This is a genomic window from Paramicrobacterium salitolerans (genome assembly GCF_051513965.1).
Lineage (GTDB): Bacteria > Actinomycetota > Actinomycetes > Actinomycetales > Microbacteriaceae > Paramicrobacterium.
Window position 1 is genome coordinate 441,552 of the sequence record NZ_CP195847.1, and the last position, 25,649, is coordinate 467,200.

The window sequence follows — 25,649 nt, forward strand, 5'->3', positions numbered from 1 at the left end:
CCGATCCACTCGATGACGAAAGGCGCACTCCATGACGACCGCTGACCTCATCGGCAAGATCGTCCAGCTCATCGGAGGGCTGGCGATCTTCGCCGCTGTGATCGGGGTTCTGCTCTTCCTGCTCGACCGCGCCCCGAAGCGCGGCAAAGATGTGTGGCAGATCCTCGGCTTCCTCGCCCCCGCGATGATCCTGCTCTCGCTCGGCCTCATCTATCCCGCCGTCCGTACGACGCTGCTGTCGTTCACGAACAGAAACGGCGAGTGGAACGGGCTCGACAACTTCGTGTGGATGTTCACGCAGCCCGACATCATCCAGACGCTCGTGAACACGGTCATCTGGGTGCTCCTCGTGCCGACCGTGTCGACCGTCGTGGGGCTGGCCTACGCCGTCTTCATCGACAAGTCGCGTGGGGAGAAGATCTACAAGGCGCTCGTCTTCATGCCGATGGCGATCTCGTTCGTCGGCGCGGGCGTCATCTGGAAGTTCGTCTACGACTATCGGTCCGGCGGCCGCGAGCAGATCGGCCTCCTGAACCAGATCGTCGTCTGGTTCGGCGGCGAGCCGGTGCAGTGGCTGCAGTCGAACCCCATCAACACCTTCCTCCTGATCATCGTCATGATCTGGATCCAGACCGGTTTCGCGATGGTCGTGCTCTCCGCCGCGATCAAGGCGATACCGACCGATCAGCTCGAAGCCGCGGAGCTCGACGGCACGAACGCGTGGCAGCGGTTCACGAACGTCACGCTCCCCGGCATCCGCGGAGCCCTCGTCGTCGTCGTGACGACGATCTCGATCGCGACGCTCAAGGTCTTCGACATCGTGCGCACGATGACGGCCGGCAACTTCGGCACGAGCGTCATCGCCAATGAGATGTACACGCAGGCGTTCCGCGCCAACGAGCCCGGCCGAGGCTCCGCTCTCGCGCTCGTGCTCTTCGTCATGGTGCTGCCGATCGTCATCTACAACATCCGTGTGCTGAAGAAGCAGAGGGAGATCCGATGAGTTCGACACCCACGACCCCCGCGGCCGAGACCCGAGCAGAGGTGCTCGGCACAGGCTCGTTCGACCAGGGCGCGAGCAAGCGGGTCAAGAAGCGTCTCACCTCGCGCACAGCGAGCGTGATCGCCCTCATCATCGCGGTCGTCTGGACGATCCCGACATTCGGGCTGTTCCTGTCGTCGTTCCGGCCCAAGGAGCTGCTGCAGACCACCGGCTGGTGGACGATCTTCCAGAACCCCGGGTTCACGCTCGAGAACTACCAGGAAGTGCTGCTGTCGGCATCCCTGTCATCGCCGCAGCTCGGCGCCTACTTCGCCAACTCGCTCGCGATCGCGATTCCGGGAACGGTCTTTCCGCTCGTGATCGGAGCCATGGCGGCGTACGTGTTCGCCTGGGTGCGGTTCAAGGGCTCGAACTGGCTGTTCATCTTCGTGTTCGCGCTGCAGATCGTTCCCCTGCAGATGGCGCTTCTGCCGCTGCTGCAGCTCTCGGTGCAGCTGCTCCGTCCGATTCAGGCTGGAATCCACGACATCATCCCGATGATTCCGGAGCAGAGCTATCTGCCGATCTGGGTGGCGCACACGATCTTCGGTCTGCCGCTCGTGATCTTCCTGCTGCACAACTTCATCTCGGAGATCCCGAGCGACGTCATCGAGGCGGCGCGCGTCGACGGTGCGAGCCACGGGCAGATCTTCTTCCGCATCATCATCCCGCTCGCCATGCCGGCGCTCGCTTCGGTCGCGATCTTCCAGTTCCTCTGGGTCTGGAACGACCTGCTCGTGGCGCTGATCTTCTCGGGCGGCACCCAGGACGTCGCGCCGCTGACTCAGAGGCTCGCCGAGCTGACGGGAACGCGCGGTCAGGACTGGCAGCGTCTGACGGCATCCGCCTTCGTCTCGCTCATCGTTCCACTCATCGTGTTCTTCAGTCTGCAGCGGTACTTCGTGCGCGGCCTGCTGGCCGGATCGACCAAGGGGTGACGCCCAGCGCGAACATCGCCAGCGCGGCATCCGCTCATGCTCTCATCCTGTTTAGGGTGAGAGCATGAGCATGCGCGGTGGCCGTGGCGTCGGGGGAGCGGTGCGCGCCGACTACGCCGCGCTCAAGCAGCAGAACGCGAGCGCCCCCGAGATTCCGCATCTGCTTCGGCGCACGCTGGGGCTCTTCCGTCCATACAGATGGTCCATCGTGCTGACCATCACGGTCGTTCTCGTGACCGCGGCGATCTCGGTCATCCCGCCGCTGCTCGTGGAGAGCGCGTTCGACGTCGGGCTGTTCCCGCCCGAGGGCGGGCCGAACATGTCGGCTCTCAGCGCCATCGTCGCCGTCATGATCGGGCTGTACATCATCTCGGCCGGGCTCGGCGTGTGGCAGAGCTACCTCACCTCCTCGGTCGGAAACAGCGTCATGGGGCAGCTGCGCGTCACCCTCTTCGAGCGTCTGCAGGCCATGGACCTCAGCTTCTTCACCCGGACGAAGACAGGCGTCATCCAGTCACGGCTGCAGAACGACGTCGGCGGGGTCGCGAACGCCGTCACGAACACGGTGTCGAGCGTGCTCGGCAACACCGTCAACGTCATCGCGGCGTTCGTGGCGATGGTGCTCATCAGCTGGCCGCTCACCGTGATCGCGATCGTGCTCATGCCGATTCTGGTGTTCGTGCAGCGTCGCGTCGGGCAGGTGCGAGCGCGCATCGCAGGGCAGGCGCAGGAGTCCCTGTCGGACATGACGGCGATCACTCAGGAGACCCTGAGCGTATCGGGCATCTTCCTGTCGAAGAGCTTCAGCATGCAGCGAGCCGAGACGGAGCGCTACCGCGAGGCGAACCGCACGCAGATCGCGTTGCAGGTGCGCCAGACGATGAGCGGTCAGGGTTTCTTCGCGCTCGTGAACATCTTCATGTCGTCGATTCCTGCGATCGTCTACCTCGCGGCCGGCGTGCTCATCGGCCAGGGCTTCGGCGACATCACGCCCGGCGCGATCGTGGCGTTCACGACCGTGCAGTCGCGTCTCCTGTTCCCGCTCACGAGCCTGATGCGCGTCGCCCTCGACCTGCAGACCTCCGGGGCACTGTTCGCGCGCATCTTCGAGTACCTCGACCTGCGGCCCGCGATCGTCGAGGCTCCCGACGCGATTGATGTGGCAGAGGCACCGGGGCCCGTGGGAAGCGTCAGGTTCCGGAGCGTCTCGTTTCGCTATCCGGATGCCGCGGAGGAGTCACGTCCCACACTGGACGACGTGTCTTTCAGCATCCGTCCCGGTGAGTTCGCCGCGTTCGTCGGCCCCTCCGGAGCGGGCAAGACGACGATCTCGTACCTCGTGCCGCGGCTCTACGACGCGACGGCAGGCAGCGTCGAGTTCGCGGGGCAGAACGTGCGGAGCCTGCGCCAGGCCTCGCTCGTCGATCACGTCGGAGTGGTGAGCCAGGAGACGTATCTGTTCCACGCGACCATCGCAGAGAACCTGCGCTATGCGAAGCCCGATGCGACGGATGCCGAGCTCGAGGCCGCCGCGCGCGGCGCGAACATCCACGACACGATCGCGTCCTTCCCCGGCGGCTACGCGACCGTCGTGGGGGAGCGCGGCTACCGACTCTCGGGCGGCGAGAAGCAGCGCATCGCGATCGCGCGCGTGCTGCTGAAGGACCCCGCCGTCATGCTGCTCGACGAGGCGACGAGCGCGCTCGACACGATCTCGGAGCGCGTTGTGCAGCACGCTCTCGACGCGGCATCCCAGGGCCGCACGACGATCGCGATCGCCCACCGGCTCTCCACGGTCATCGGCGCCGATCGTATCTTCGTCATCGACGGCGGCCGCATCGTCGAGCAGGGCACGCACGCCGAGCTGCTCGAGATCGGCGGGGTGTACGCGCGGATGTACCGCGAACAGATCGGCGGAGGGGATGCCTCGTAGCATCCGAGCGTCGTTCGGCCACGCGGTCTAGGCTCGACGTGACGACCCACCACTCACGAACGGATGCCGTGTGACGTACGCCTCTTCCATCACAGACCTGATCGGCGACACGCCCCTGGTCAAGCTGAACCGCGTGACCGAGGGCATCGACGCGACCGTGCTCGTCAAGGTCGAGTACCTCAATCCGGGCGGCTCCTCGAAGGACCGCATCGCGGAGCGAATCATCGACGCCGCCGAGGCCGCGGGCGATCTGAAGCCCGGCGGAACCATCGTCGAGCCGACCTCGGGCAATACGGGCGTCGGCCTCGCACTCATCGCGCAGCAGCGAGGCTACCGATGCGTCTTCGTGCTGCCGGACAAGGTGGGAGAGGACAAGCGGAACGTGCTCACCGCGTACGGCGCCGAGATCGTCGTGACGCCGACCTCCGTCGCGCCCGAGGACCCGGAGTCGTACTATTCGGTCTCCGATCGTCTCGCCCGTGAGATCCCCGGCGCGTTCAAGCCCAACCAGTACTTCAACCAGGCGGGCCCGCAGAGCCACTACGAGACGACGGGGCCCGAGATCTGGCGCGACACCGAGGGGGCGCTGACGCACTTCGTCGCGGGTGTCGGCACCGGCGGCACAATCACCGGAACGGGGCGCTACCTGCGTGAGGTCTCCGACGGCGGCGTGCGCATCGTCGGGGCGGATCCGGAGGGCTCGGTGTACTCCGGCGGAAGCGGCCGTCCATACCTTGTGGAGGGCGTCGGCGAGGACTTCTGGCCGGGCGCCTACGACCCGAGCGTCGTCGACGAGGTCATCGCGGTGAGCGACGCCGAGTCGTTCGCGATGACGCGGCGCCTCGCCCGCGAGGAGGGCCTGCTGGTCGGCGGCTCGAGCGGCATGGCCGTCGTCGCGGCGCTGAAGGCCGCGGCATCCCTCCCCGCCGACGCAGTCGTGGTCGTGCTTCTGCCCGACGGCGGACGCGGGTACCTCGGCAAGATCTTCAACGATTCCTGGATGCGCTCCTACGGCTTCCTCGACGATGCCGATGAACACACGGTCGGTGACGTCCTCGCCGCGAAGAGCGGCAGCATCCCGGCGCTGCTGCACGCGCATCCGTCCGACACTGTGGCCGACGCGATTCAGATCATGACGGAGCACGGTGTTTCGCAGCTGCCCGTGCTCACAACCGAACCGCCCGTCGTGATGGGCGAGGTCGCGGGCGCGGTCGTCGAGAGTGACCTGCTCGAGCGCGTGTTCACGGGGCAGAGCAGCATGGCGGATGCCGTCAGCACGGTGACCGGCGACTCGCTGCCGATCATCGGAGCCGGCGAGACCGTCGCCGCGGCACGTGAAGCGCTCGCGGCATCCGATGCCTACCTCGTCACCCGCGACGGCAAACCCGCCGGGGTGCTCACCCGACAAGACCTCCTCACCTACCTCAGCGCCTAGCCGCAGCCGATCGGAAGGACCACCATGACCTCGACACCAGGATTCTCCACGCGCGCCATCCACGCGGGTCAGAGCGCCGACCCCGAGACCGGAGCGGTCATTCCGCCCATCCACCTCACGTCGACGCACAAACAGGATGCCATCGGGCAGCTGCGCCGCGGATTCGAGTACGGCCGCGCGGGCAACCCCACGCGGTCCGCTCTCGAGGAGCAGCTCGCCGCGATCGAGGGGGCGACGCACGCGCTCTCGTTCTCGTCGGGACTTGCCGCGGAGGACGCCCTGCTGCGCGGCATCCTGCGACCCGGCGACCACGTGATCATCGGAAACGACGTGTACGGCGGCACCTACCGCCTGCTCGCGAGCATCTTCGCGGACTGGGGCGTCGAGCACTCCGTCGTCGACCAGGGCAACCTGCGCGAGGTGCAGAGCGCGGTGCGGCCGGAGTCCCGGGTGCTGTGGTGCGAGACGCCGTCGAACCCGCTCATGAAGATCACCGACATCGCGGAGCTCGCCGAGATCGGCCACGCCGCGGGGCTGACGGTCGTCGTCGACAACACCTTCGCCACTCCCGCCCTGCAGCTGCCGCTCGCGCTCGGGGCCGACGTCGTCGTGCACTCGACGACGAAGTACCTCGGCGGGCACTCCGACGTCATCGGGGGAGCGGTCGTCACGAGCGACGACGCGCTGTTCGAGAAGGTCCGTTTTCTGCAGTTCGCGGCCGGGGCCGTGTCGAGTCCGTTCGACGCGTACCTCACGTCCCGCGGCATCAAGACGCTCGACGTGCGCATGGAGCGTCACTCGGCGAACGCGCAGAAGATCGCAGAGTTCCTCGACGGGCGCCCGGGTGTCGAGCGGGTCTATTATCCGGGTCTCGAGGACCACCCGGGGCACGCGCTCGCCGCGCAGCAGATGTCGCGGTTCGGCGGCATGCTCTCGGTCGCCTTCGCCGGTGGAGAGCGGCAGGCGCGGCGCTTCACGGAGAGCCTGCGCGTGTTCACACTCGCGGAGTCGCTCGGCGGGGTCGAGTCGCTCGTCAACTACCCGAGCGAGATGACGCACGCCTCCGTCGCGGGCACCGCGCTCGCCGTGCCCGAGAACGTCGTGCGGCTCTCGGTCGGCATCGAAGAGGTCGACGATCTGCTCGGCGACGTCGAGAGCGCGCTCGGCCGCTCGGCGAAGAAGCGCTGACCGGCGGCCTTCGGGACGCTGCTAGTCGATCGTCTCCGGTTCGGCGACGTCGGGCCAGCGGCGCGGTCCAGCGCCGTCGGTGCCGAGCGCGTCGTCGGGGTTCTGAAGTGCGCACCTCTTGAGGCTGAGGCAGCCGCAGCCGATGCAGCCGTCGAGGTCGTTGCGCAGGTGCTGGAGCGCCGCGATGCGCTCGTCGAGACGCTCGCGCCAGCGCGCCGAGAGCCGGGCCCAGTCACGCTTCGTCGGAGTGCGACCGTCGGGCAGCGAGTCGAGCGCGGCCCGAATGTCGGCGAGCGACATGCCGACGCGCTGCGAGGTTCGGATGAACGCGACGCGCCTCAGCGTGTCGCGCCGATAGCGCCGCTGGTTGCCCGGCGTTCGCTCGGCGGTGATGAGCCCGTTGCGCTCGTAGAAGTGCAGAGCGGATGCCGCGACGCCGCTGCGCCGTGACAGTTCGCCGATCGTCAGATCGTGGTGTTTTCCCCCGGGAATCTGCGGCATGAGGGCCTCCTCCGACGTCGCTTGACCTCAACTATAGTTGAGGTTCTAGAGTTGCGGTGTGAGCAGCGAGAGAACCCGCGCCGAGCAGGGTGGGGCTTCCGGAATCCTGAAGAGTAGATATCGCTGGGTGACGATAGGAACGGTCGCCCTCATCTTTCTCAGCGCGTTCGAATCGCTTGCCGTCACGACCGTGATGCCCGTTGTGAGCGACGATCTCGACGGGCGGTCGCTCTACGCGATCGCCTTCTCGGGGCCGCTTGCGACGGGCATCATCGGAATGGTCTGGTCCGGTCTCATCTCAGACCGTCGCGGACCTGCACTGCCGCTCTACGCGTGCGTCGCCACGTTCACGGCATCCCTCGTCATCTCGGGAACGGCGACCACGATGCTCGTCTTCGTGCTCGGCCGCCTGGTGCAGGGGCTCGGCGCCGGAGGGCTGATCGTCGCGATCTACGTGGTCGTCGCGCGCATGTACCCCGAGCGACTGCAGCCGGCGCTGTTCGCCGCCTTCGCGGCCGCGTGGGTCGTGCCGTCGCTCGTCGGACCCTTCGTTGCGGGGCTCGTCGCCGAGTTCATCAGTTGGCACTGGGTCTTTCTCGGTGTCGTGGTGCTCGTCATTCCCGCGCTCGCGCTCGTCGTTCCCTCGCTGCGCCACGTCGAATCGCAGGTGAATGAGGATGCCGCGCCCGGCGGCGCCGCCAAGCTGGGGTGGTCGGCGCTCGCCGCCCTCGCGGTTCTTGTGCTCGCCGTCTCCGGAGAGGCGACGGGCGTCGAGTGGCTGCTCGCGGCGGCATCCATCACCGTGACGCTCATCGCGGTGCGACCGCTTCTGCCCGCGGGCACCCTACGGCTTCAGCGCGGTCTGCCCGCGGTCATCTCGCTGCGCGGCGTCGCCGCCGGCGCGTTCGTCGCGACCGAGGTCTACCTGCCGTTCATGCTGACCGAGAACTACGGCTTCCGTCCGTCGGCCGCCGGGCTCGTGCTCACCGTCGGCGCGCTCAGCTGGTCGATCGCTTCGGCGGTCCAAGGACGCATCGGGGAGCGGGCGGAGCACGTGACCTTCCTGCGGGTGGGAACGGTCTTCATCACGATCGCGATCGTCGCGGCGTTCGTCACGGCCGCGTTCGACCTTGCGCCCGTGGTGACCGTCGCCGGCTGGCTGTTCGGGGGCGCGGGTATGGGCCTCATGATGCCGCGCATGTCGATTCTGATGTTCGCGTACTCGACGCCCGAGAACCAGGGCTTCAACAGCTCGGCGCTCAACATCTCCGATGTCATCGGGGGCGGCACAGCGCTGTCGGTGACCGGGCTGCTCTTCGCGGCATTCCCCGAGGCTCCGCTCGTGGCGGTCTTCGCGCTCGCGGCGCTGCTCGCCGTGGCATCCGTCCTCATCGCTCCGCGCGGAGCGCGCCGCATCGTCGAGCCTGTCGCCTGACGCGGCGGCCTGACTTGGCCGCCTGACTCGGTCGCCTGGCGCTGGAGAGCATTCCGGGGTGAATTGACATTCCGAGTTGGGACAACGTACGATCAATCGCAATTGGGAATGCGCTTTCCCACACGTTCCCACAGGACTCTCAATGATGAGGGAGAGGTAGAGATGTCGGCCCTTTCGTCGCCCCCGGCAACCGAGGTCATGGCACTGGCTGAGCAGGGCAGGCAGCCCAACGCATTCGCCCGGTGGTGGGCTCGCAGCTGGCACCCCATCGTCTTCGTCTTCGCGGTGCTGATCCTCTGGTGGGTTGTCACCGAGCTCGGTTGGGTGAAGCCCTACATCATTCCGTCTCCCGCGGACACGTGGAACGCGATGGCCGACAACGTGCCGTATCTCGCGCAGCACACGTGGGTCACGACCTACGAGACGATCGTCGGCTTCGTCATCGCGATCGTGATCGGACTCGCCGTCGCCGTCGTCATGGTCTACTCGGGCGGACTCGAGAAGACGCTGTACCCGGTGATCCTGTTCGCACAGGTCGTTCCGAAGATCGCGATCGCGCCGCTGTTCATCGTGTGGCTCGGCTTCGGCGCCGCGCCGAAGATCCTCGTCGCCGTGCTCATGGCGTTCTTCCCGGTGGTCATCTCCGGGCTCGCCGGACTTCGCTCGGTCGACCCCGAGATTCTGCAGCTCACCTCGACAATGGGCGCCAACCGGTTCAAGACGTTCGCGAAGGTTCGTCTGCCTGCCGCGCTGCCCGAGCTGCTCTCCGGTCTGAAGGTCGCTGCGACTCTCGCCGTGACGGGAGCGGTCGTCGGCGAGTTCGTCGGAGCCAACGAGGGTCTCGGATACGTCATCCTCCAGGCCAACGGAAACCTCGACACCGCGATGCTGTTCGCCGCTCTGATCATCATGTCCCTCATGGGCGTGCTGCTGTTCGGGATCATCCAGATCGCCGAGAAGTTCCTCATTCCGTGGCACGCATCGAAGCGTGACCTCGGAGCCTCGACCGTTCGCCTCTAGATCACATTCCAGAAAGAAGGGGTTTCGATGAAGAAGCCAAAGAAAGCACTCGCGCTCGTCGCCGCTGTCGCGGCATCCGCCCTGGTTCTCGCGGGCTGCAGCGGAGAGGGCGCCGAATCGGGAGATGGCGGCGACGGCGGCACGACCGCGGTCACGCTCATGCTCAACTGGTACCCATATGGTGAGCACGCGCCGTTCTACTACGGTGTCGACCAGGGGATCTTCGAGAAGCACGGCATCGATCTGACGATCAAGGCCGGGCAGGGCTCGACGAAGACCGCACAGGCCGTCGGCCAGCAGCAGGTCGACTTCGGCTGGGCCGACACCCCCGCCGTCCTTGCGAACATCGACAAGGGCGTCGGCATCAAGAGCGTCGGAGTCTTCCTCCAGACCACACCCTCTGCGGTTCAGGTCTTCTCGGACTCCGGCATCGAATCGCCCGAGGACCTCAAGGGCAAGACGATCGCCGTCTCCGCCGGTGACGCGCCGACGACAACGTTCCCCGCCTACCTCGAGGCCGTCGGCCTCACGGAGAGCGACGTCAAGCAGCAGAACCTCGACGCCGCCGGCAAGATCGCCGCGATGCTCTCCGGCCAGGTCGACGGGCTCATCGGCTTCGCGCACGACCAGGGGCCGACGATCGCTGAGAAGAGCGGCAAGGATGTCACCTACCTGCGCTACGCCGACGCGGGACTGAACTTCTACAGCAACGGGCTGATCGCTCCGGACGAGACGATCACGAACGACCCGGACCTCGTCTCCGCAATGGTCGCCGCGACCTCGGAGGCCTTCGCCGCAGCGGTGGAAGACCCGGACGCGGCGGTGGCCTCGATGGAGGGGAAGGACCCTCAGCTGCCGAGCCAGGAGGTTCTCGAGAACCAGTGGAAGGAGACCATCAAGCTTCTCCACACCGATGCCACCGAGGGTGAAGCACCCGGCGTGAACGCCGACGAGGACTGGGAGGCCACGATCACCGTGCTGTCGGAGGCGGAGCTGATTGCCAGCGGAACGGACAAGGACACCTACTTCGATCCGTCATTCGCACCGAAGGGATGAGGATAAGCCGATGGTCACACTTCAGGAGGGGACGCCCATGAGCGAGAGTCAGAGCGCTACACCGTCGACGGCGGTCACGGTGTCGGATGTCTCCGTCACGTTCGCTTCGAAGCGCGGGCGCGTGAGCGCACTGGAGAACGTCGATCTGGACGTCAGGCGAGGCGAGTTCATCTCGATCGCCGGGCCGTCAGGATGCGGCAAGTCCACGCTTCTCAAGGCGATCGCGGGGCTCACGACGCCGAGCCGCGGGTCCATCCAGCTGAAGGGCGAGAGCGTCTCAGCGCCTCGTCAGGACATCGGCTATGTGTTCCAGCGCGCGGCACTGCTCGAGTGGCGCAACGTGCGAGGCAACATCCTGCTGCAGGCTGAGATGCGCGGCATGGATATGCGGCACGCCCAGAAGAGGGCGGACTATCTCATCGAGATGACGGGCCTTTCGGGCTTCGAGAAGGCGCTGCCGCACGAGCTGTCGGGGGGAATGCAGCAGCGTGTGTCGCTCTGTCGCGCGCTGCTGCACGAGCCCGACGTTCTGCTCATGGACGAGCCGTTCGGTGCGCTGGACGCTCTGACCCGCGAGAAGATGAACGTCGAGCTCAACAGAATCTGGCGGGAGACCGGCACGACCGTGCTGCTCGTGACGCACTCCGTGGCGGAGGCGGTGTATCTCGCGACGCGCGTCGTCGTGATGAGCCCGCGGCCGGGGCGGATCGTCGAGGAGCACAGCGTCGACCTCCCGACAGAGAGGGATTACGCGAACGTGCTTGAGACGGGGGAGTTCCACAGGGTCTCGAGTCGCGTGCGGGAGCTGCTCGGCTCCACCGCGCACGCGGACTGATACGCGGACCCGCGACGGCGGGCGTCGGCTTCGGCCGGCGCCCGCCGTTTTCTGTGTGAGCGTGCACACCGGCAGTGCAGTGAGAGAGTTCATGTGAACGCGAATGTGCACGCTCACAAAAGCCCCCGAAGGTGCCGCATCCCCGGAATCACGCGGAAGTTGCCGTTACCGCTTCGTGATAATCGGGGACTTGAGTATTGCTGATTGTGAGCGCTAACATTTCGGACAAGCATTGATAACGCTCACATCGATGCAGAAGCGGCTGGCATGGCCGCGGCTGAACAAGGAGGTTTAGTGTGAAGAAATTGGTGACCGGACTCGCCGCCGCCGGTGCCCTGCTGCTCGCCCTGTCGGGCTGCTCAGCGGGCTCGTCGGGAGATGGGGGCGAGAAATCCGCTGAAGATCTCATCGTCGGCTTCGCCCAGGTCGGCGCCGAGAGTGGATGGCGCACCGCCAACACGAAGGACGTCAAGCGTGCGTTCAAAGAGGCGGGCATCGAACTGAAATTCTCCGACGCCCAGCAGAAGCAGGAGAACCAGATCAAGGCGATCCGCTCGTACATCCAGCAGGGTGTCGACGTGATTGCGTTCTCGCCGGTCGTGGAGTCGGGCTGGGACGCCGTGCTGCAGGAGGCGAAGGATGCCGGCATCCCTGTGATCCTGACCGACCGCGCGGTGGACTCCGAAGATGAGTCACTGTACGAGAGCTTCCTCGGCAGCGACTTCGTGGAGGAGGGCAAGAAAGCCGGTGACTGGCTCGTCGAGGAGTACAAGGACTCCGATGACGACGTCAAGATCATCCAGCTCGAGGGCACGACGGGCGCGGCTCCCGCAATCGACCGTGCGCAGGGCTTCGCCGACGTGATCGAGGGCGAGTCGAAGTTCGAGATCGTCGCCTCGCAGACGGGTGACTTCACTCGTGCCGGCGGCAAGCAGGTCACAGAGGCTCTGCTGAAGTCGAACCCCGACGTCGACGTGATCTACTCGCACAACGACGACATGGGTCTCGGCGCGATCGAGGCGATCGAAGAGGCCGGCCTGACGCCCGGTGAGGACATCAAGATCATCACCGTGGATGCCGTCAAGGACGGCATGCAGGCACTCGCCGACGGCAAGATCAACTTCATCGTGGAGTGCAACCCGCTTCTCGGCGACCAGCTCGTCGAGCTTGTGAAGAAGGTTGCGAACGGCGAAGAGGTCGAGAAGCGCGTGGTCACGGAAGAGACCACGTTCACGCAGGAAGAAGCCAAAGAGGCTCTGCCCGACCGCCAGTACTGATCGGAGCGTGCCGGGCCCACGGGCCCGGCACGTGACGTCTCTGCAGGAGAGAACACGATGAACGACAAGACTCCGATCGTCGAGATGCGGGACGTGTCCATCACCTTCCCCGGCGTCAAGGCGCTCGATGGCGTGAGCTTCCGGATGTTCCCGGGCGAGGTGCACTCGCTCATGGGCGAGAACGGGGCCGGCAAATCGACCCTCATCAAAGTGTTGACGGGGGTGTACCGCGAGGATGCCGGCGAGATTCGCGTCGACGGTGAACGGGTCTCCTTCGCCTCGACAGCACAAGCGCAGGACGGCGGCATCTCGACCGTCTACCAGGAGGTGAACCTCCTGCCGAACCTCACCGTCGCCGAGAACATCGGTCTCGGGCGCGAGCCGCGCCGCGGCGGGCGAATCGACTGGAAGGCGCTACGGGCCTCCGCGGCCGAGGTGCTCGAGCGGATGGGCCTCGATATCGACCCCGGCTCGCTGCTGAACTCACATTCGCTCGCGGTCCAGCAGCTCATCGCCATCGCGCGCGCCACGAGCATCAACGCCAAGGTGCTCATCCTCGATGAGCCCACATCGAGTCTCGACGCGGACGAGGTGCGCGAGCTGTTCCGCATCATCCGCTCGCTGCGTGACGACGGCGTGGCGATCCTCTTCGTCTCGCACTTCCTCGACCAGGTGTACGACATCTCCGACCGGCTCACGGTGCTGAGAAACGGACGTTTTGAGGGCGAGTATCTGACCGACGAACTGCTGCGCATCGATCTCGTGCAGAAGATGATCGGCAAGGAGATCACGGTGCTCGACGCGATCGAGCGGCGCGCGTCAGAAGACGCCGATGAGACTCAGGATGCCGATGTGCCGAACATCATCGAGACGGAGGGCCTCGGCAAACGCGGCTCCGTGCGGCCCGCAGACATCAGCGTCCGCCAGGGCGAGGTGATGGGCTTCGCCGGACTGCTCGGCTCGGGCCGCACCGAGCTGGCGCGCCTGCTCACCGGAATCGACCGACCCGACAGCGGCACGATCCGCTTCGGCGGACGCCCGGTCAAGTTCCGCACCCCACGGCGCGCGCTCCGCGATCGCGTGGTCTACGCGAGCGAGGACCGCCGGTCCGAAGGAATCCTCGGCGATCTCAGCATCCGCGACAACATCGTGCTCGCTCTGCAGGCCGACCGCGGCTGGTTCCGGCCGCTCTCGAAGAAGCGCAAGGACGAACTCGTCGACAGCTACATCAGCACGCTCGGCATCCGCCCAACGAACCCGGACGCTCTCGTGCGCACGCTCTCGGGCGGAAACCAACAGAAGGTGCTGCTCGCGCGCTGGCTCGCGATCGCACCCCGGCTGCTCGTGCTTGACGAGCCGACGCGCGGCATCGACGTCGGCGCGAAGGCCGAGATCCAGAAGCTCGTCGTCAACCTCGCCGAGAACGGCATGGGTGTTGTGTACATCTCGGCCGAACTCGAGGAGGTCATGCGACTGAGCCACCGTGTCGCCGTCATGCGCGACCGTCGTCTCGTCGCGGTGCTCGACAACGACAGCCTCACAACAGACGATGTGCTCGCCGTCATCGCAGACGGCGGCACCGCAGAAAAGGAAGCATCATGACGCTCAAGAAGATCGTCTCGTCGCGCCTGTTCTGGCCGATCGCGATGCTCGTCATCCTCGCGATCATCGACGTCATCGCGTTCCCCGGGTTCTTCACGATCCAGATCCGTGAGGGTGCGCTGTACGGGAGCGTCGTGGACATCCTCCGCAACGGCTCGCCGACGCTCATGATCGCCGTCGGCATGACTCTCGTGATCGCCACTCAGGGCATCGACCTGTCGGTCGGTTCCGTGTGTGCGATCGCCGGTGCCGTCGCCGCCGCGATCATCCTCGGCTCCCCGAACCCCGACAGCGTCTCGACCACGCTCGTCGCGATCGGAACCGCGATCGCCGTGTCGCTCGTGCTCGGGGTCTGGAACGGGGCGCTCGTCGCCGTCATCGGCATCCAACCCATCGTCGCGACGCTCATTCTGATGACCGCCGGGCGCGGCATCGCGATGCTCATCACCGAGGGGCAGATCATCACCGTCTCGAGTGCCTCGTTCCGCTACCTCGGCTCCGGCGTCATCTTCGGCGTGCCGGTCGCCGTCGTCATCGCCGCGATCACGGTCGCGTTCGCGGGGCTCCTCACCCGCCGGACGGCGCTCGGCATGTTCATCGAGTCGACGGGCATCAACCCGAAGGCGAGCCGCATGACCGGCATCCGGGCGCGCGGCCTGCTCATCCTCGTATACGTGTTCTGCGCGCTGACGGCCGCCGTGGCAGGGCTCATCCTCACGAGCAGCCAGACCGCCGCCGACGCGAACAACACGGGCCTGTTCATTGAGCTCGACGCGATCCTCGCGGTCGTGATCGGGGGAACCTCGCTCATGGGCGGCCGCTACTCCCTGTGGGGAACGGTCGTCGGAGCGCTTGTCATCCAGACGCTCGTCACGACCGTCTACACGGTGGGCATCCCGCCGATCGTGACTATGGTCTTCAAGGCCGCCGTCGTCACCATCGTGTGTCTTCTGCAGTCACCCAAGACCGCTGAGTACCTCTCGGCCTGGCGACGGCGCCGGGCTCGCACCGCGGAGGTGGTGCCATCATGACGCTCACACGCAAGCCACGGCAGGATGCTCCTCCGACACCGAGTGCTCCGGCGCCGACCTCCTGGGCGTCGCGCGGCTGGCGCGGCATCCGCGATCTCTTCACGAGCCCGAAGTACGGCCCCGTGACGGTCACGGGTGTGCTGCTGGTCGGCATGTTCCTCTACGGGATGTCGCAGTACCGCGGGTTCAACAACCCGCAGATCGTGTTCAACCTGCTGATCGACAATGCGCACCTGGTCGTGCTCGCGGTGGGCATGACGTTCGTCATCCTGACCGGCGGAATCGACCTGTCGGTCGGGGCCGTGCTCGCTCTCGCGACGATGATGGCGGCCTCGCTCGCGGAGTCCGGCTGGCCGCCGAGCATGATCATCCCGATCATCCTCGTCTCGACGACGGTGCTCGGCCTCGTCGTCGGCGTGATGGTGCACTACTTCGACATCCAGCCGTTCATCGCGACGCTCGCGGCGATGTTCTTCGCCCGCGGCCTCTGCTACGTGATCAGCGCTCGGTCGATCTCGATCGACACGCCGTTCTTCACAGCGATGGGGCAGACGCGTCTGCGATTCGCGGGGCTCAGCATCACGCCGAGCGTCATCGTGGCGATCGTCGTCGTGGTGGCCGCGGTGCTGGTGCTGCGGTACACGCGCTTCGGGCGCACGGTCTACGCGATCGGCGGCTCCGAGCAGTCGAGCGTGCTGATGGGCCTGCCCGTCGCGCGCACCAAGGTGATCGTCTACGCGGTCGCAGGGTTCTGCTCGGGTCTCGCGGGCGTGCTGTACACCTTCTACACGCTCTCCGGCTACGCCCTCACGGCGGTCGGCACCGAGCTCGACGCGATCGCCGCGGTCGTCATCGGCGGCACGCTGCTCACCGGCGGTTACGGATCGGTCCTCGGGTCGGTCCTCGGCGTGTTCGTCCTCGGCACCATCCAGACGCTCATCACCTTCGACGGCACGCTCACCTCCTGGTGGACGAAGATCTTCATCGGCGCCCTGCTGCTGATCTTCATCGTGCTGCAGAAGTTCCTCACGATGCGCCGTGCCTGAACGGGGGGAGGGGCACCGGGCGACCCCGGTGCCCCTGTCCCGGCGCTATTCTGAGGAGGCGTGCCGCGTGCCGGATGCGGTCATCAGTTCACGGAGCGAGGGGACACGAAGGACGTGGTAGCCGCTGACGAGGGCAAAGCCCGAGCCGCCACGATCTTCGACGTGGCGCGGCTCGCGGGGGTCTCGCATCAGACGGTCTCGCGCGTGCTCAACGATCTGCCCAACGTGCGTCCTGCGACGAAGGAGCGCGTCGAGCGGGCGATCGCTCAGCTGCGCTATACGCCGTCGCAGGCTGCTCGAGCACTCGTCACACGGCGCTCCCGCACGATCGGGCTCATTCAGACGGGCGGTCCGGACTACGGGCCGTCGAGCACCATGCTCTACTTCAACGAGGCGGCGCGCGAGGCTCGCTATGCGGTGAGCATCGTGAGCATGCTCGATGCGGATGCCGCGGGGCTGCGCGCCGCAGCGGAGCTCCTGCTTCGCCAGAACGTCGAGGCGCTTGTGCTCATCGCGGCGACCTCCAGTCACATCGAGGCACTCTCTCATGAGGAGTTCGGCGTTCCGCTCGTGGTCGTCGCGCCGCGAGTGTCGGGTACTGCGGCCGGCATCGCGATCGACCACTACGCGGGCGCCCGCGCGGCAGTCGCCTACCTCGCGGAGCTCGGTCACACTGACATCCGCCACGTCTCCGGTCCGGACCACTCGCTCGAGGCCGCGGAACGCGTCCGGGGCTGGCGCGACGAACTCTCCGACAGGGGGCTCGTCGCGGGCAGCGTGCTGACCGGAGACTGGTCTCCGAGCAGCGGTTACGGCCACGGCAAAGAGCTTGCGGAGTCTGGGGCGACTGCGGTCTTCGTCGGCAACGATCAGATGGCGCTCGGCGTCATCCACGGTCTGCGCGAGGCGGGAGTGAGCGTCCCGGACGGCTTCTCGGTCGTCGGGTTCGACGACATTCCCGAGGCGGCGCACTTCGCTCCGCCGCTCACGAGCATCAGGCAGGACTTCGTCACGCTCGGGCGTGACGTCATGGCGACCGTGCTCGCTCAGCTCTCCGACGATGCCCCGGCGCCCGACGCATCGGCAGTGCCGCGGCTCATCGTCCGCGAGTCGGCGGCGAGCATCTCGCCGTCCTCCGGTGCGCCCGGCGCGAGCACGAAGTCGTCCGCGCGCTCCTGACGCGTCAGGTCAGGCGTGCACCCACACCTCGGTGCCGATCTGCGCGAAGTAGTAGACCGCCTTGGCCGCTTCGATCGTCATGTTGACGCATCCATGGCTCATCATCGCCCCGGCGCCGAAGTTATTGTGCCAGTACGTGCCGTGGAAAGCCTGGTCGCCGTTGAAGTAGCTCACCCAGGGGACGTCCTCGGTGCAGTAGTCGTAACCGGGAACGCAGCCCATGTCCTGAATGGTCAGCTGGGCGTTCACGGTGTAACGGCCCTCGTGCGTCGGTGTGCCGGGCTTGCCGATCGCGACGGCATAGGTCGCCACGACCTTGTCGTTCTCGTAGAGGATCGTCTTGCCGGCGCTCTTGTCGACCTCGATCCACCGATACAGCTCCACTGACTCTGCTGCGTCGACGCTCGCGCTCAGCTCGAAGACGCCGTTTCCGTTCGCGATCTGCTCGGCGTAGGCCGCGGCGACGCCGTCGGTGGAGTCGAGCTTCCAGCCGTCTTGGCCCTCTTGAATCGTGCGCAGGTGGTCGCCCGCCTTGTTGGTCACGATCTCCTCGTTGACCTTCTCGCGGTTGACCTTCTCGGGAAGCGTGTCGACGACCTTCTGGATCGCGCTCTCGTCCGCGGTCACGGTGATGAGCTCGTCGCCGTTATGGACTGTGATCCACGAGGCTGCGGTCTTCGCGTCGACCGGTACCGCCATCTCGCCGTCGATGGAGAATCCCGCGCCCGCGATGAGCGTGTTCAGCTCGTCGGCCTTCGCCGTCGCGTCGGCGGTCGTGACGGGCGGCTGCACGTCGTTGTAGGTTCCGGTCACCGTGATCGAGTCGGTCGCCTCGTTGAGCGCCGACGAGATGCTGTCGGCCAGCGCCTCGAAGTCGAGGCCCGTACCCACGAGCGCGTCGACGACGGTGAAGGAGACGGCTTTCTTGTCGTACGCGACCTCGGCGTTGACGGGTGTGGTGAAGACGTCGGGCTCAGCTTCGCGCAGTGCGTCGATCGCCTTGTCAGCGTCGACCGAGACATGAACGGGGACGGCGCCGGAGTTCCAGGTGGTGACGTTCCACATCGGGCGGTCATCGTGCGCGGCGCGCGCGATCGCGTCCGAGTCGACGGTCAGGCCCAGCTCGGCACCGGTCAGCGTCACGCTGTCGGAACCGTTCTCGATCTCGACCTTCGTCTTGGCGAGATGCGCCTCGATGGCCTCCGTGGCGAGGTCGGGGGTGTGCCAGCCGACGCTGATGCCGGCGGCGCTCACGCCCGGTGCGATGAGAAGAACGGATGCTGCGGTCGCGGCGGCCACGACCAGGCCGCCGGGCACGCCGAACCACCAGCCCAGATGCTTCTTCGAGCGTCTCTTCGCCGCTGGAAGCTTCTTCTGCGCGTCGATCGTTGATACGGCAGTCTTCTCTGTCGTCTTGGCCATACTTTCCCCCGGAAGGCGTCGAGATGTCGACGCACTGTGTCCACCTATGGTAATAGAGAACCCTTGCGCACGTGCGTAACGAGTATCACGAAGTGAACACAATTGCGGCAGGCGCAATCACCGCCATACCGCCTTCCCGGCGGCTGGCGAAAGAACTTCGGTAATACTGCGTAATCACGCAGAAATAGTGCGACACAAACGTCCACAGCCTCTCCAGCTGAACTACCTTCGACTCAACGGTCGCCTCGCGGCCGGGAACGACAGCCGAGCCCGGCACCCGTTCCGCGACGACCACTAGACCTGTGTGGAGTGCGCGGACTGCCGGTGCGCCCTCCCGACGAATCTGACTGAGGAGGACGACGTGCCGTTTCCGCCGGTCTCGTTTGAGCTTTTTCCCCCTCGATCGGATGCCGCCGCCATTGCGCTCGGCCGCACGATCGATCTGCTCGCCGCCGCCGACCCGGAGTTCATCTCCGTGACGTTCGGCGCGGGAGGCTCGCTGCGCGGCCGCTCGCTCACGGTGCTCCGCTACATCCTCGAGCACACGACGATCGAGCCGATGGCGCATCTGACCTGTGTGGGAAACACCCACGACGAGGCGAACGTCCTCGTGCGCGAGTTCCTCGATCAGGGCATCACGAGCTTCCTCGCGCTGCGCGGGGATCCTCCGAAGGACGGCTCTGGCGAGGTCGGCTCCATCGGCAGTGCCGCGGAGCTCGTCCAGCTCATCCACCGGGTTCAAGAGGAGCGGATGCCGTTCAGCCAGGAGCCGGTTCCTGGAACGCGCCGCGCGCGACGCATCCGACAGCGACCGCGCCCGGAGCGCGTCGCCGTCGCAGCCTTCCCCACGGGGCATCCGCGCTCGCATGACATCCAGCAGGACATCGACACGCTCCTCGCGAAGCAGGTCGCGGGAGCGACGCTCGCGATCACGCAGATGTTCTTTCACTCCTCCGACTACATCTCGTTCGTCGAGCGGGCGGTGGACGCGGGAGTGACCATTCCCATCCTGCCCGGGATCATGCCGATCACGAGCCCGCAGAAGCTCAAACGCGTCTGCGAACTGACGGGGGAGACCCCGCCCGCCGAACTGCAGATCGACCTCGAGATCGAGCCAGAGAAGCAGCGCCAGTTCGAGGTGGGCGTCTCGTTCGCGACGCGTCTGGCCGACGAGGTGCTCGCGGCGGGAGCCCCCGGCATCCATCTGTACACCTTCAACCGACACGAGGCGGCGCTCGCCGTGCTGCGCTCGATCTCGACCCCACGCACCGCTAGAGAGGACACCCCATGACCGCATCCGCCTTTCCGACAGGAACCATCCTCGGCTACCCCCGCATCGGCCGTCGCCGCGAGCTCAAGAAGGCCGTCGAGGCGCACTGGGCCGGCACGCTGAGTGCGAGCGAGCTCGAGGATGCCGTCAGGAGCATCCGCTCCGACATCCGCGACCGACTCGTCGCCCTCGGTCTCGGCGCCGCCGATTCGTCGATCCCCGAGTCGTTCTCGCTCTACGACCAGGTGCTCGACGCCGCGGTCACTGTCGGCGCGGTGCCGTCGCGGTTCGCGGGGGAGATCGATCTCGCGGCTGACGAGCTCGACGCCTACTTCACCCTCGCTCGCGGGCGCGGCGAGATCGCGCCGCTTGAGATGACCAAGTGGTTCGACTCGAACTATCACTACCTCGTGCCGGAGATCGGGCCGGACACGACCTTCGGCCTGACGAGCGAGCGTCTGGTGCGCGACGTCGTCGAGGCCCGCGAGGCCGGCTTCGTCACACGACCCGTGATCGTCGGTCCGCTCACGCTGCTCCTGCTGAGCAAGGCAGAGGAGGGCGCCCCGGAGGGCTTCGAGCCGTTCAGCCGCATCGGCGACCTCGTTCCGGTCTACGCCGAGCTGCTCGCGAAGCTCCGCGCCGCGGGCGCCGAGTGGGTGCAGATCGACGAGCCGGCCCTCGTGAGCGACGCCGTTCCCGTCTCCAGCGAGCGCGTGCTCCGCGCACTCGACGGGGTGTACCAGCGCCTCGGCGCGAGCAGTGACCGTCCGCGCATCTTCGTCTCGGCGGCCTACGGCTCGATCGGCGACGCGCTGGGCGTGCTCGCGGCAACCCCGGTCGAGGCGATCGGCGTCGACCTCGTGCGCGGCGTGCTGCCGAGCCGCGTGGACAGCGCCACGCGCACGCGTCTCGCGGAGAAGACCCTCGTCGCCGGCGTGATCGACGGCCGCAACGTGTGGCGCGGCGACCTGGCCGCCGCTCTCGAGAAGGCCGCGGACGCGCGCCGACTCTCGCACTCCGTCGCGGTGTCGACCTCGACGACACTCATTCACGTTCCGCACGACGTGACCCTCGAGACCGAGCTCGACCCGCGTCTCGTGAGCTGGCTCGCGTTCGCGGACCAGAAGGTGCAGCAGGTGGGCATCGTGGCGCGCGGGCTGACGGGCGGAACCGCCGCCGTGGAGCGCGAGCTCGCCGCGGCATCCGCTGCTCTCGCCGACCGGGATGCCGCTCCCGGCGTGCACGACAACTCCGTGCGCGGACGCGTCTCGCTCCTCAGCGCAGCAGACCGTGAGCGCGCCTCGTGGGCCGAACGGCGCGATGCTCAGCGTGAGGCTCTCGACCTGCCGGTCCTGCCGACCACGACGATCGGATCCTTCCCGCAGACCGCGGAGATCCGCCGCGCACGTGCCCGCTACCTGAGCGGCGCCGACAGCGCGGAGACCTACGTCACGACGATCAAGAACGAGATCGCCGACGTCATCCGGCTGCAGGAGGAGCTCGGCCTCGACGTGCTCGTGCACGGCGAGCCGGAGCGCAACGACATGGTGCAGTACTTCGCCGAGAACCTGGAGGGCTTCGAGGTCACGAAGCACGGCTGGGTGCAGTCGTACGGCAGCCGGTGCACGCGCCCGTCGATCCTGTGGGGCGACGTCTCACGGCTCGGTCCGATCACGGTCGGCTGGTCGCGGTACGCGCAGAGCCTCACGGACAAGCCGGTCAAGGGGATGCTGACGGGTCCCGTGACGATCCTCGCCTGGTCGTTCGTGCGCGATGATCAGCCGCTCGCAGAGACCGCCGCGCAGGTGGCACTCGCGCTGCGCGATGAGATCGCCGACCTCGAGCGCGCCGGCATCCGCATCGTCCAGGTCGACGAGCCGGCGCTGCGCGAGCTGCTGCCGTTGCGCGAGGAGGACCAGCCCGCGTACCTCGAGTGGTCGGTCGGGGCCTTCCGCCTCGCGACCGGCGGGGCGAAGCCCGACACGCAGATCCACACGCACCTCTGCTACTCCGAGTTCGGGGTCGTGCTCGACGCGATCAAGCGCCTCGACGCCGACGTGACGAGCATCGAGTCGGCGCGCAGCCGCATGGAGATCGTCGATGACATCGCGGCATCCGGATTCGATCACGGCATCGGGCCGGGCGTCTACGACATCCACTCGCCGCGCGTGCCGAGCGTCGACGAGGTCACCGAGCTGCTCACCCGTGCGGTTGAGGGCATCGAGCTCGATCGCATCTGGGTGAACCCGGACTGCGGCTTGAAGACGCGCGGCTACGAGGAGACCGCGGCCTCCCTGCGCAACGTTCTCGAGGCCGCGCGTCTGGTGCGCGCCCGTATCGCCGAGCGCGCCGAAGCCGCGGTCTGACGCTCAGACCGACACCTGACGACCCTCAGTCTGCTCAGCGTGCGAGTGCGAGCCACTCGCGCAGCGTCGCCGCCTCGGCGGGGAGCAGCTGGGGGTCGTCGTCTGGCACGAACTCGAGCAGCGCGTCGGTGATGCGGGGCAGGGATGCCGCACGGGCGAAGACCCGGCGCCACAGGGCGTCTCGCTCGCTCAGCCTCAAGCGCTCGGCGACCGGCCACCACGAGAAGACGTGCAGCGTCGTCACCCACGCGGCCACGGCATCGAGTTCGTCGAGGGCGACGTCGTCTGCGGCGCCCTGCGTCGGCTGCCAGTACGACGTGAGGTTCGGGTGAGCGACCTCGCGGAGCAGCCGCACGGCCGAGTCCGGAGTGTCGGTGAGCGTGCGGCCGTGGTACTCCAGTGCGAGTTCAACGCCGCGGACGTTCGCCCGCTCTGCGGCATCCCTCAGCACCTGCGTGATGCGTGCGCGCTCGACCTCGTCAGTGTCCGCTGAGCCCACGGCACCGGCCCAGATGCGCACGCGCGGAGCCCCCGCGGCCACGGCCGCGTCGAGGAGCGGCGTGATGTCTTCGGCGGGCCGGCAGCGGAAGTACCCGCCGAGCGATGCGACTGCGAGGCCGGCGGCGCGCGTGCGCTCGGCCGCGGCGCGAACTGCGCCGAGGTCGTCGGGGGAGAGATGCTCGCCCGGGCCCGTGCCCCACTCGATGGACTCGAGGTCGGCGCCGACGGCGGCGGCGATGACCTCGTCGACGCTCAGCTGGCGAAAGGTGACGGAGCAGAGCCCCGGTCGGATGCGCGTGGACATGTCGTGCTCCTTCGATCGATGCAGTGCGTATCGGGACGCCCCAAGGCTACGCGTTGGTCCGGCCTGCGGTCGGCGCAGGCCCGGCGCCGTCACGAGGCGAGCGTGCGAAAAACGCGTGCCACTTCTTGCGACTTCTGCTCGCGTGAGGCCGCGAAAAGTGGCACGCGCTTCTCGGGGCCGCGGCGCGAGCGACGTGGGGTCGCACGCGCCGCGGCCGAGAGCGTGTCACCGTCCGGCGCTGACCGGTGCAGTCTGCAGGTACGGTGCGACCGCGGTCTCAAAGCCGGATGCCGTCTGAGCGGCGACTGCCGCAGCGTCGGTGTCCCAGATCTCCTGGTTGAAGATCTCCACCTCGACGTCGTCCGTGTAGCCGGCGGCGGCAACCGCGCGGGTCATCGGCTCGAAGTCGATGACGCCGTCGCCCGGGTAGTGGCGGCTGAGCAGAACGTCCGCGGGCAGCGGCGTCGCCCAGTCGCACACCTGGTAGCTCGCGATGCGGCCAGCGGCACCGGCGCGCTCGATCTGCGTGAGAACCTCCGGGTCCCACCAGACGTGGAACGTGTCGACCACGACGCCGACGGTCTCGGCAGGGAACGGCTCCGCGATGTCGAGCGCCTGACCGAGCGTCGACACGACGGCGCGGTCCGAGGCGTACATCGGGTGGAGCGGCTCGATCGCGAGTTGGACCCCGGCAGAAGCCGCGTAGTCCACGAGCTCGCCGAGCGCCTCACCGACGCGCTCACGTGCGCCGATCAGGTCGCGCGAGCCGTCCGGAAGGCCGCCCGCGACGAGCACGAGAACCGGACGAGAGCCTGCGGCGCCGGCGCCGGCCATCGCGGCGGTCTCGTCGATCGCGGCGCGGTTGTCGTCGATCGCGCGACGACGCTCGGGGCCCTCGAGCGGCGTGAAGAACCCGCCGCGGCACATGCTCGAGACGCGCAGTCCCGAGTCGCGGACGAGAGCGGCCGCGGCATCCAGCCCGACCTCCTGCACCGGCTCGCGCCAGAGCCCGATCGACTGGTAGCCCGCGTCGGCGGTCACGCGCAGCGCGGTCTCGAGGTCGGCGTACTTGATGGTCGCCTGGTTGAGAGAGAGGCGTGGGTGCGTCATGCGGTCACTCCGTTCAGTGCGAGAAGGCCGTTCCAGCGGGCCGCCGCGAGCTCCGGACGCTCGAGAGCGCCCGACTCGTTGGCCAGGCGAACGATCTCGGACAGGTGCGGAAGGCTCCGCGCGGAGTGCAGACCGCCGACCATCGAGAACGCCGACTGGTGGCCGTTGAGCCACGAGAGGAACGCGACGCCCGTCTTGTAGTAGAACGTCGGGGCGGCGAAGATCTGACGCGCGAGTGCCTCGGTCGGACCGAGGATGCGACGGTACTCGTCGACGTCGCCGGCATCGAGCGCCTGAATGGCGGCCGAGGCCGACGGCGCGACCGCGGCGAAGGCGCCGAGCAGCGCATCGGAGTGCCCCTGGTCGTCGCCCTCGATGAGGCTCACGTAGTTGAAGTCGTCGCCCGTGAACATCGTCGTCGTCTCGGGAAGGCGACGACGCACGGAGATCTCGGACTCCGCGTCGAGAAGGCTCATCTTCACGCCGGTCACCTTGCCGTCGCTCGCCTCGATGATGCGAATGAGCACATCGGATGCCTCGCGCCAGTCAGTCGAGCCGAAGTAGCCGCGCAGCTCCGGGTCAAACGCCTCACCGAGCCAGTGCAGCACGACGGGGGTCGTCGCGGCCGCGAGCACGCGCGAGTACACGCGCTCGTAGTCGGCCGCGCTCGTCGCCACACGGGCGAGGTGCCTGCTGCACATCAGAACGACGCCGGCGCCGGCATCCTCCGTGTGGTGCAGCTGCTCGATGTAGGCGTCCGCGACCTGGTCGAGGGTGAGTGTCTGCTCGTCGACGTGATCGGTGTTGACGCCGACCACGAGGGCGCCGCCCACGGATGCCGCCTCAGCGGCGCTGCGGGTGATGAGCTCGCGCGTCGCCGCGGCATCCAGCCCCATGTTGCGCTGCGCGGTGTCCATCGCGTCGGCCACCCCGAGGCCCCACGACCACACGTGGTGGCGGAAGGCGAGCGTGGCGTCCCAGTCGATCTCGGCGGGCTGGCCCGGTGTGTTGTCGGCCCAGGCGTGCGGAATGACGTGGGATGCCGCGTACGCGGTGCGCGAGGCGAGCGGCTTCGTCGGGGTGCGGTACCCGGGCGCCGCGTTCACGGCGGTCGTGGAGACCGCGCTCGAGCGGTCGAGAAGTGTGAAGTCCGTCATG

General features: G+C 67.4%; 21 protein-coding genes. 16 read left to right on the forward strand and 5 right to left on the reverse strand.

What is annotated here, in order from left to right; all coding sequences use genetic code 11:
• Positions 1-31: 31 nt before the first annotated feature.
• The 5 genes from ACSAGD_RS02155 (at position 32) to ACSAGD_RS02175 (ending at position 6,536) form a co-directional block, all read left to right on the forward strand.
• Positions 32-1,003 carry a carbohydrate ABC transporter permease gene (locus ACSAGD_RS02155; RefSeq protein ID WP_437584085.1) on the forward strand — a complete coding sequence of 324 codons (972 nt, stop codon included), beginning with the start codon at positions 32-34 and terminating at the stop codon, positions 1,001-1,003.
• Positions 1,000-1,980 (forward strand): carbohydrate ABC transporter permease, encoded by a 981-nt coding sequence (locus tag ACSAGD_RS02160; protein WP_437584086.1) that lies wholly within the window; start codon positions 1,000-1,002, stop codon positions 1,978-1,980. Before ACSAGD_RS02155 ends, ACSAGD_RS02160 begins: the two co-directional genes overlap by 4 nt.
• A 64-nt stretch (positions 1,981-2,044) precedes the next feature.
• Entirely contained in the window at positions 2,045-3,913 is a 1,869-nt protein-coding gene (locus tag ACSAGD_RS02165; RefSeq protein ID WP_437584087.1) for an ABC transporter ATP-binding protein, read from the forward strand.
• 70 nt (positions 3,914-3,983) lie between these two features.
• Positions 3,984-5,348: a cystathionine beta-synthase gene (locus ACSAGD_RS02170; protein ID WP_437584088.1), complete on the forward strand. Its 1,365-nt coding sequence runs from the start codon at positions 3,984-3,986 to the stop codon at positions 5,346-5,348.
• A 24-nt stretch (positions 5,349-5,372) separates the two neighbouring features.
• Positions 5,373-6,536, forward strand: a complete 1,164-nt coding sequence (locus tag ACSAGD_RS02175) for a cystathionine gamma-synthase (RefSeq protein ID WP_437584089.1) — start codon at positions 5,373-5,375, stop codon at positions 6,534-6,536.
• A gap of 21 nt (positions 6,537-6,557) precedes the next feature.
• Here ACSAGD_RS02175 and soxR read toward each other — a convergent pair whose 3' ends face one another.
• A complete protein-coding gene (soxR, locus tag ACSAGD_RS02180; RefSeq protein WP_437584090.1) occupies positions 6,558-7,037 on the reverse strand; it encodes a redox-sensitive transcriptional activator SoxR in 480 nt (159 codons plus the stop codon).
• A 58-nt stretch (positions 7,038-7,095) separates the two neighbouring features.
• Between soxR and ACSAGD_RS02185 the strand changes: the two genes are divergently transcribed.
• The 9 genes from ACSAGD_RS02185 to ACSAGD_RS02225 all read left to right on the forward strand — a co-directional run bounded on the left by ACSAGD_RS02185 (position 7,096) and on the right by ACSAGD_RS02225 (position 17,518).
• Positions 7,096-8,472, forward strand: coding sequence for an MFS transporter (locus ACSAGD_RS02185; protein ID WP_437584091.1), 1,377 nt, complete (start codon positions 7,096-7,098; stop codon positions 8,470-8,472).
• 162 nt (positions 8,473-8,634) lie between these two features.
• Entirely contained in the window at positions 8,635-9,492 is an 858-nt protein-coding gene (locus ACSAGD_RS02190; protein WP_437584092.1) for an ABC transporter permease, read from the forward strand.
• Positions 9,493-9,519: 27 nt separating this feature from the next.
• The gene (locus tag ACSAGD_RS02195; protein ID WP_437584093.1) at positions 9,520-10,548 is read left to right on the forward strand and encodes an ABC transporter substrate-binding protein; all 1,029 of its coding nucleotides are present in this window, start codon (positions 9,520-9,522) and stop codon (positions 10,546-10,548) included.
• Between the two features lie 37 nt (positions 10,549-10,585).
• A complete protein-coding gene (locus ACSAGD_RS02200; RefSeq protein WP_437584094.1) occupies positions 10,586-11,383 on the forward strand; it encodes an ABC transporter ATP-binding protein in 798 nt (265 codons plus the stop codon).
• Between the two features lie 296 nt (positions 11,384-11,679).
• The gene (locus tag ACSAGD_RS02205; RefSeq protein ID WP_437584095.1) at positions 11,680-12,660 is read left to right on the forward strand and encodes an ABC transporter substrate-binding protein; all 981 of its coding nucleotides are present in this window, start codon (positions 11,680-11,682) and stop codon (positions 12,658-12,660) included.
• Between the two features lie 57 nt (positions 12,661-12,717).
• Positions 12,718-14,262 (forward strand): sugar ABC transporter ATP-binding protein, encoded by a 1,545-nt coding sequence (locus ACSAGD_RS02210; protein ID WP_437584096.1) that lies wholly within the window; start codon positions 12,718-12,720, stop codon positions 14,260-14,262.
• Positions 14,259-15,293: an ABC transporter permease gene (locus tag ACSAGD_RS02215; RefSeq protein WP_437584097.1), complete on the forward strand. Its 1,035-nt coding sequence runs from the start codon at positions 14,259-14,261 to the stop codon at positions 15,291-15,293. Before ACSAGD_RS02210 ends, ACSAGD_RS02215 begins: the two co-directional genes overlap by 4 nt.
• Positions 15,290-16,339: a galactofuranose ABC transporter, permease protein YjfF gene (yjfF, locus tag ACSAGD_RS02220; RefSeq protein ID WP_437584098.1), complete on the forward strand. Its 1,050-nt coding sequence runs from the start codon at positions 15,290-15,292 to the stop codon at positions 16,337-16,339. Before ACSAGD_RS02215 ends, yjfF begins: the two co-directional genes overlap by 4 nt.
• A gap of 60 nt (positions 16,340-16,399) precedes the next feature.
• Entirely contained in the window at positions 16,400-17,518 is a 1,119-nt protein-coding gene (locus tag ACSAGD_RS02225) for a LacI family DNA-binding transcriptional regulator (protein ID WP_437584099.1), read from the forward strand.
• A 9-nt stretch (positions 17,519-17,527) separates the two neighbouring features.
• Here the strand turns inward: ACSAGD_RS02225 and ACSAGD_RS02230 are convergent, their stop codons facing one another.
• Positions 17,528-18,940: a L,D-transpeptidase family protein gene (locus ACSAGD_RS02230; RefSeq protein WP_437584100.1), complete on the reverse strand. Its 1,413-nt coding sequence runs from the start codon at positions 18,938-18,940 to the stop codon at positions 17,528-17,530.
• A 361-nt stretch (positions 18,941-19,301) separates the two neighbouring features.
• Here ACSAGD_RS02230 and ACSAGD_RS02235 point away from each other — a divergent pair, with 361 nt between their 5' ends.
• Both ACSAGD_RS02235 and metE read left to right on the forward strand, forming a co-directional pair.
• Entirely contained in the window at positions 19,302-20,231 is a 930-nt protein-coding gene (locus ACSAGD_RS02235; protein ID WP_437584101.1) for a methylenetetrahydrofolate reductase, read from the forward strand.
• Positions 20,228-22,576, forward strand: a complete 2,349-nt coding sequence (gene metE, locus ACSAGD_RS02240) for a 5-methyltetrahydropteroyltriglutamate--homocysteine S-methyltransferase (RefSeq protein ID WP_437584102.1) — start codon at positions 20,228-20,230, stop codon at positions 22,574-22,576. The genes ACSAGD_RS02235 and metE overlap by 4 nt, the downstream gene beginning before the upstream one ends.
• Before the next feature lie 34 nt (positions 22,577-22,610).
• Here the strand turns inward: metE and ACSAGD_RS02245 are convergent, their stop codons facing one another.
• The 3 genes from ACSAGD_RS02245 to ACSAGD_RS02255 all read right to left on the reverse strand — a co-directional run bounded on the left by ACSAGD_RS02245 (position 22,611) and on the right by ACSAGD_RS02255 (position 25,648).
• Positions 22,611-23,381, reverse strand: coding sequence for a sugar phosphate isomerase/epimerase family protein (locus tag ACSAGD_RS02245; RefSeq protein ID WP_437584103.1), 771 nt, complete (start codon positions 23,379-23,381; stop codon positions 22,611-22,613).
• Between the two features lie 225 nt (positions 23,382-23,606).
• Positions 23,607-24,491 (reverse strand): sugar phosphate isomerase/epimerase family protein, encoded by an 885-nt coding sequence (locus tag ACSAGD_RS02250; protein ID WP_437584104.1) that lies wholly within the window; start codon positions 24,489-24,491, stop codon positions 23,607-23,609.
• Positions 24,488-25,648, reverse strand: a complete 1,161-nt coding sequence (locus ACSAGD_RS02255) for a dihydrodipicolinate synthase family protein (protein WP_437584106.1) — start codon at positions 25,646-25,648, stop codon at positions 24,488-24,490. Before ACSAGD_RS02255 ends, ACSAGD_RS02250 begins: the two co-directional genes overlap by 4 nt.
• Between the last annotated feature and the right edge of the window lies 1 nt (position 25,649).

What these genes read in the sequence shown, in the direction of transcription:
- ACSAGD_RS02175 (WP_437584089.1), top strand. Translation starts at nt 5,373, where the DNA reads ATGACCTCGACACCAGGATTCTCCACGCGCGCCATCCACGCGGGTCAG.
- ACSAGD_RS02195 (WP_437584093.1), top strand. Translation starts at nt 9,520, where the DNA reads ATGAAGAAGCCAAAGAAAGCACTCGCGCTCGTCGCCGCTGTCGCGGCA.
- yjfF (WP_437584098.1), top strand. Translation starts at nt 15,290, where the DNA reads ATGACGCTCACACGCAAGCCACGGCAGGATGCTCCTCCGACACCGAGT.
- ACSAGD_RS02245 (WP_437584103.1), bottom strand. Translation starts at nt 23,381, where the DNA reads ATGTCCACGCGCATCCGACCGGGGCTCTGCTCCGTCACCTTTCGCCAG.
- ACSAGD_RS02230 (WP_437584100.1), bottom strand. Translation starts at nt 18,940, where the DNA reads ATGGCCAAGACGACAGAGAAGACTGCCGTATCAACGATCGACGCGCAG.
- ACSAGD_RS02255 (WP_437584106.1), bottom strand. Translation starts at nt 25,648, where the DNA reads ATGACGGACTTCACACTTCTCGACCGCTCGAGCGCGGTCTCCACGACC.
- ACSAGD_RS02165 (WP_437584087.1), top strand. Translation starts at nt 2,045, where the DNA reads ATGAGCATGCGCGGTGGCCGTGGCGTCGGGGGAGCGGTGCGCGCCGAC.
- ACSAGD_RS02200 (WP_437584094.1), top strand. Translation starts at nt 10,586, where the DNA reads ATGAGCGAGAGTCAGAGCGCTACACCGTCGACGGCGGTCACGGTGTCG.
- ACSAGD_RS02250 (WP_437584104.1), bottom strand. Translation starts at nt 24,491, where the DNA reads ATGACGCACCCACGCCTCTCTCTCAACCAGGCGACCATCAAGTACGCC.
- ACSAGD_RS02215 (WP_437584097.1), top strand. Translation starts at nt 14,259, where the DNA reads ATGACGCTCAAGAAGATCGTCTCGTCGCGCCTGTTCTGGCCGATCGCG.
- ACSAGD_RS02160 (WP_437584086.1), top strand. Translation starts at nt 1,000, where the DNA reads ATGAGTTCGACACCCACGACCCCCGCGGCCGAGACCCGAGCAGAGGTG.
- ACSAGD_RS02210 (WP_437584096.1), top strand. Translation starts at nt 12,718, where the DNA reads ATGAACGACAAGACTCCGATCGTCGAGATGCGGGACGTGTCCATCACC.
- metE (WP_437584102.1), top strand. Translation starts at nt 20,228, where the DNA reads ATGACCGCATCCGCCTTTCCGACAGGAACCATCCTCGGCTACCCCCGC.
- soxR (WP_437584090.1), bottom strand. Translation starts at nt 7,037, where the DNA reads ATGCCGCAGATTCCCGGGGGAAAACACCACGATCTGACGATCGGCGAA.
- ACSAGD_RS02155 (WP_437584085.1), top strand. Translation starts at nt 32, where the DNA reads ATGACGACCGCTGACCTCATCGGCAAGATCGTCCAGCTCATCGGAGGG.
- ACSAGD_RS02190 (WP_437584092.1), top strand. Translation starts at nt 8,635, where the DNA reads ATGTCGGCCCTTTCGTCGCCCCCGGCAACCGAGGTCATGGCACTGGCT.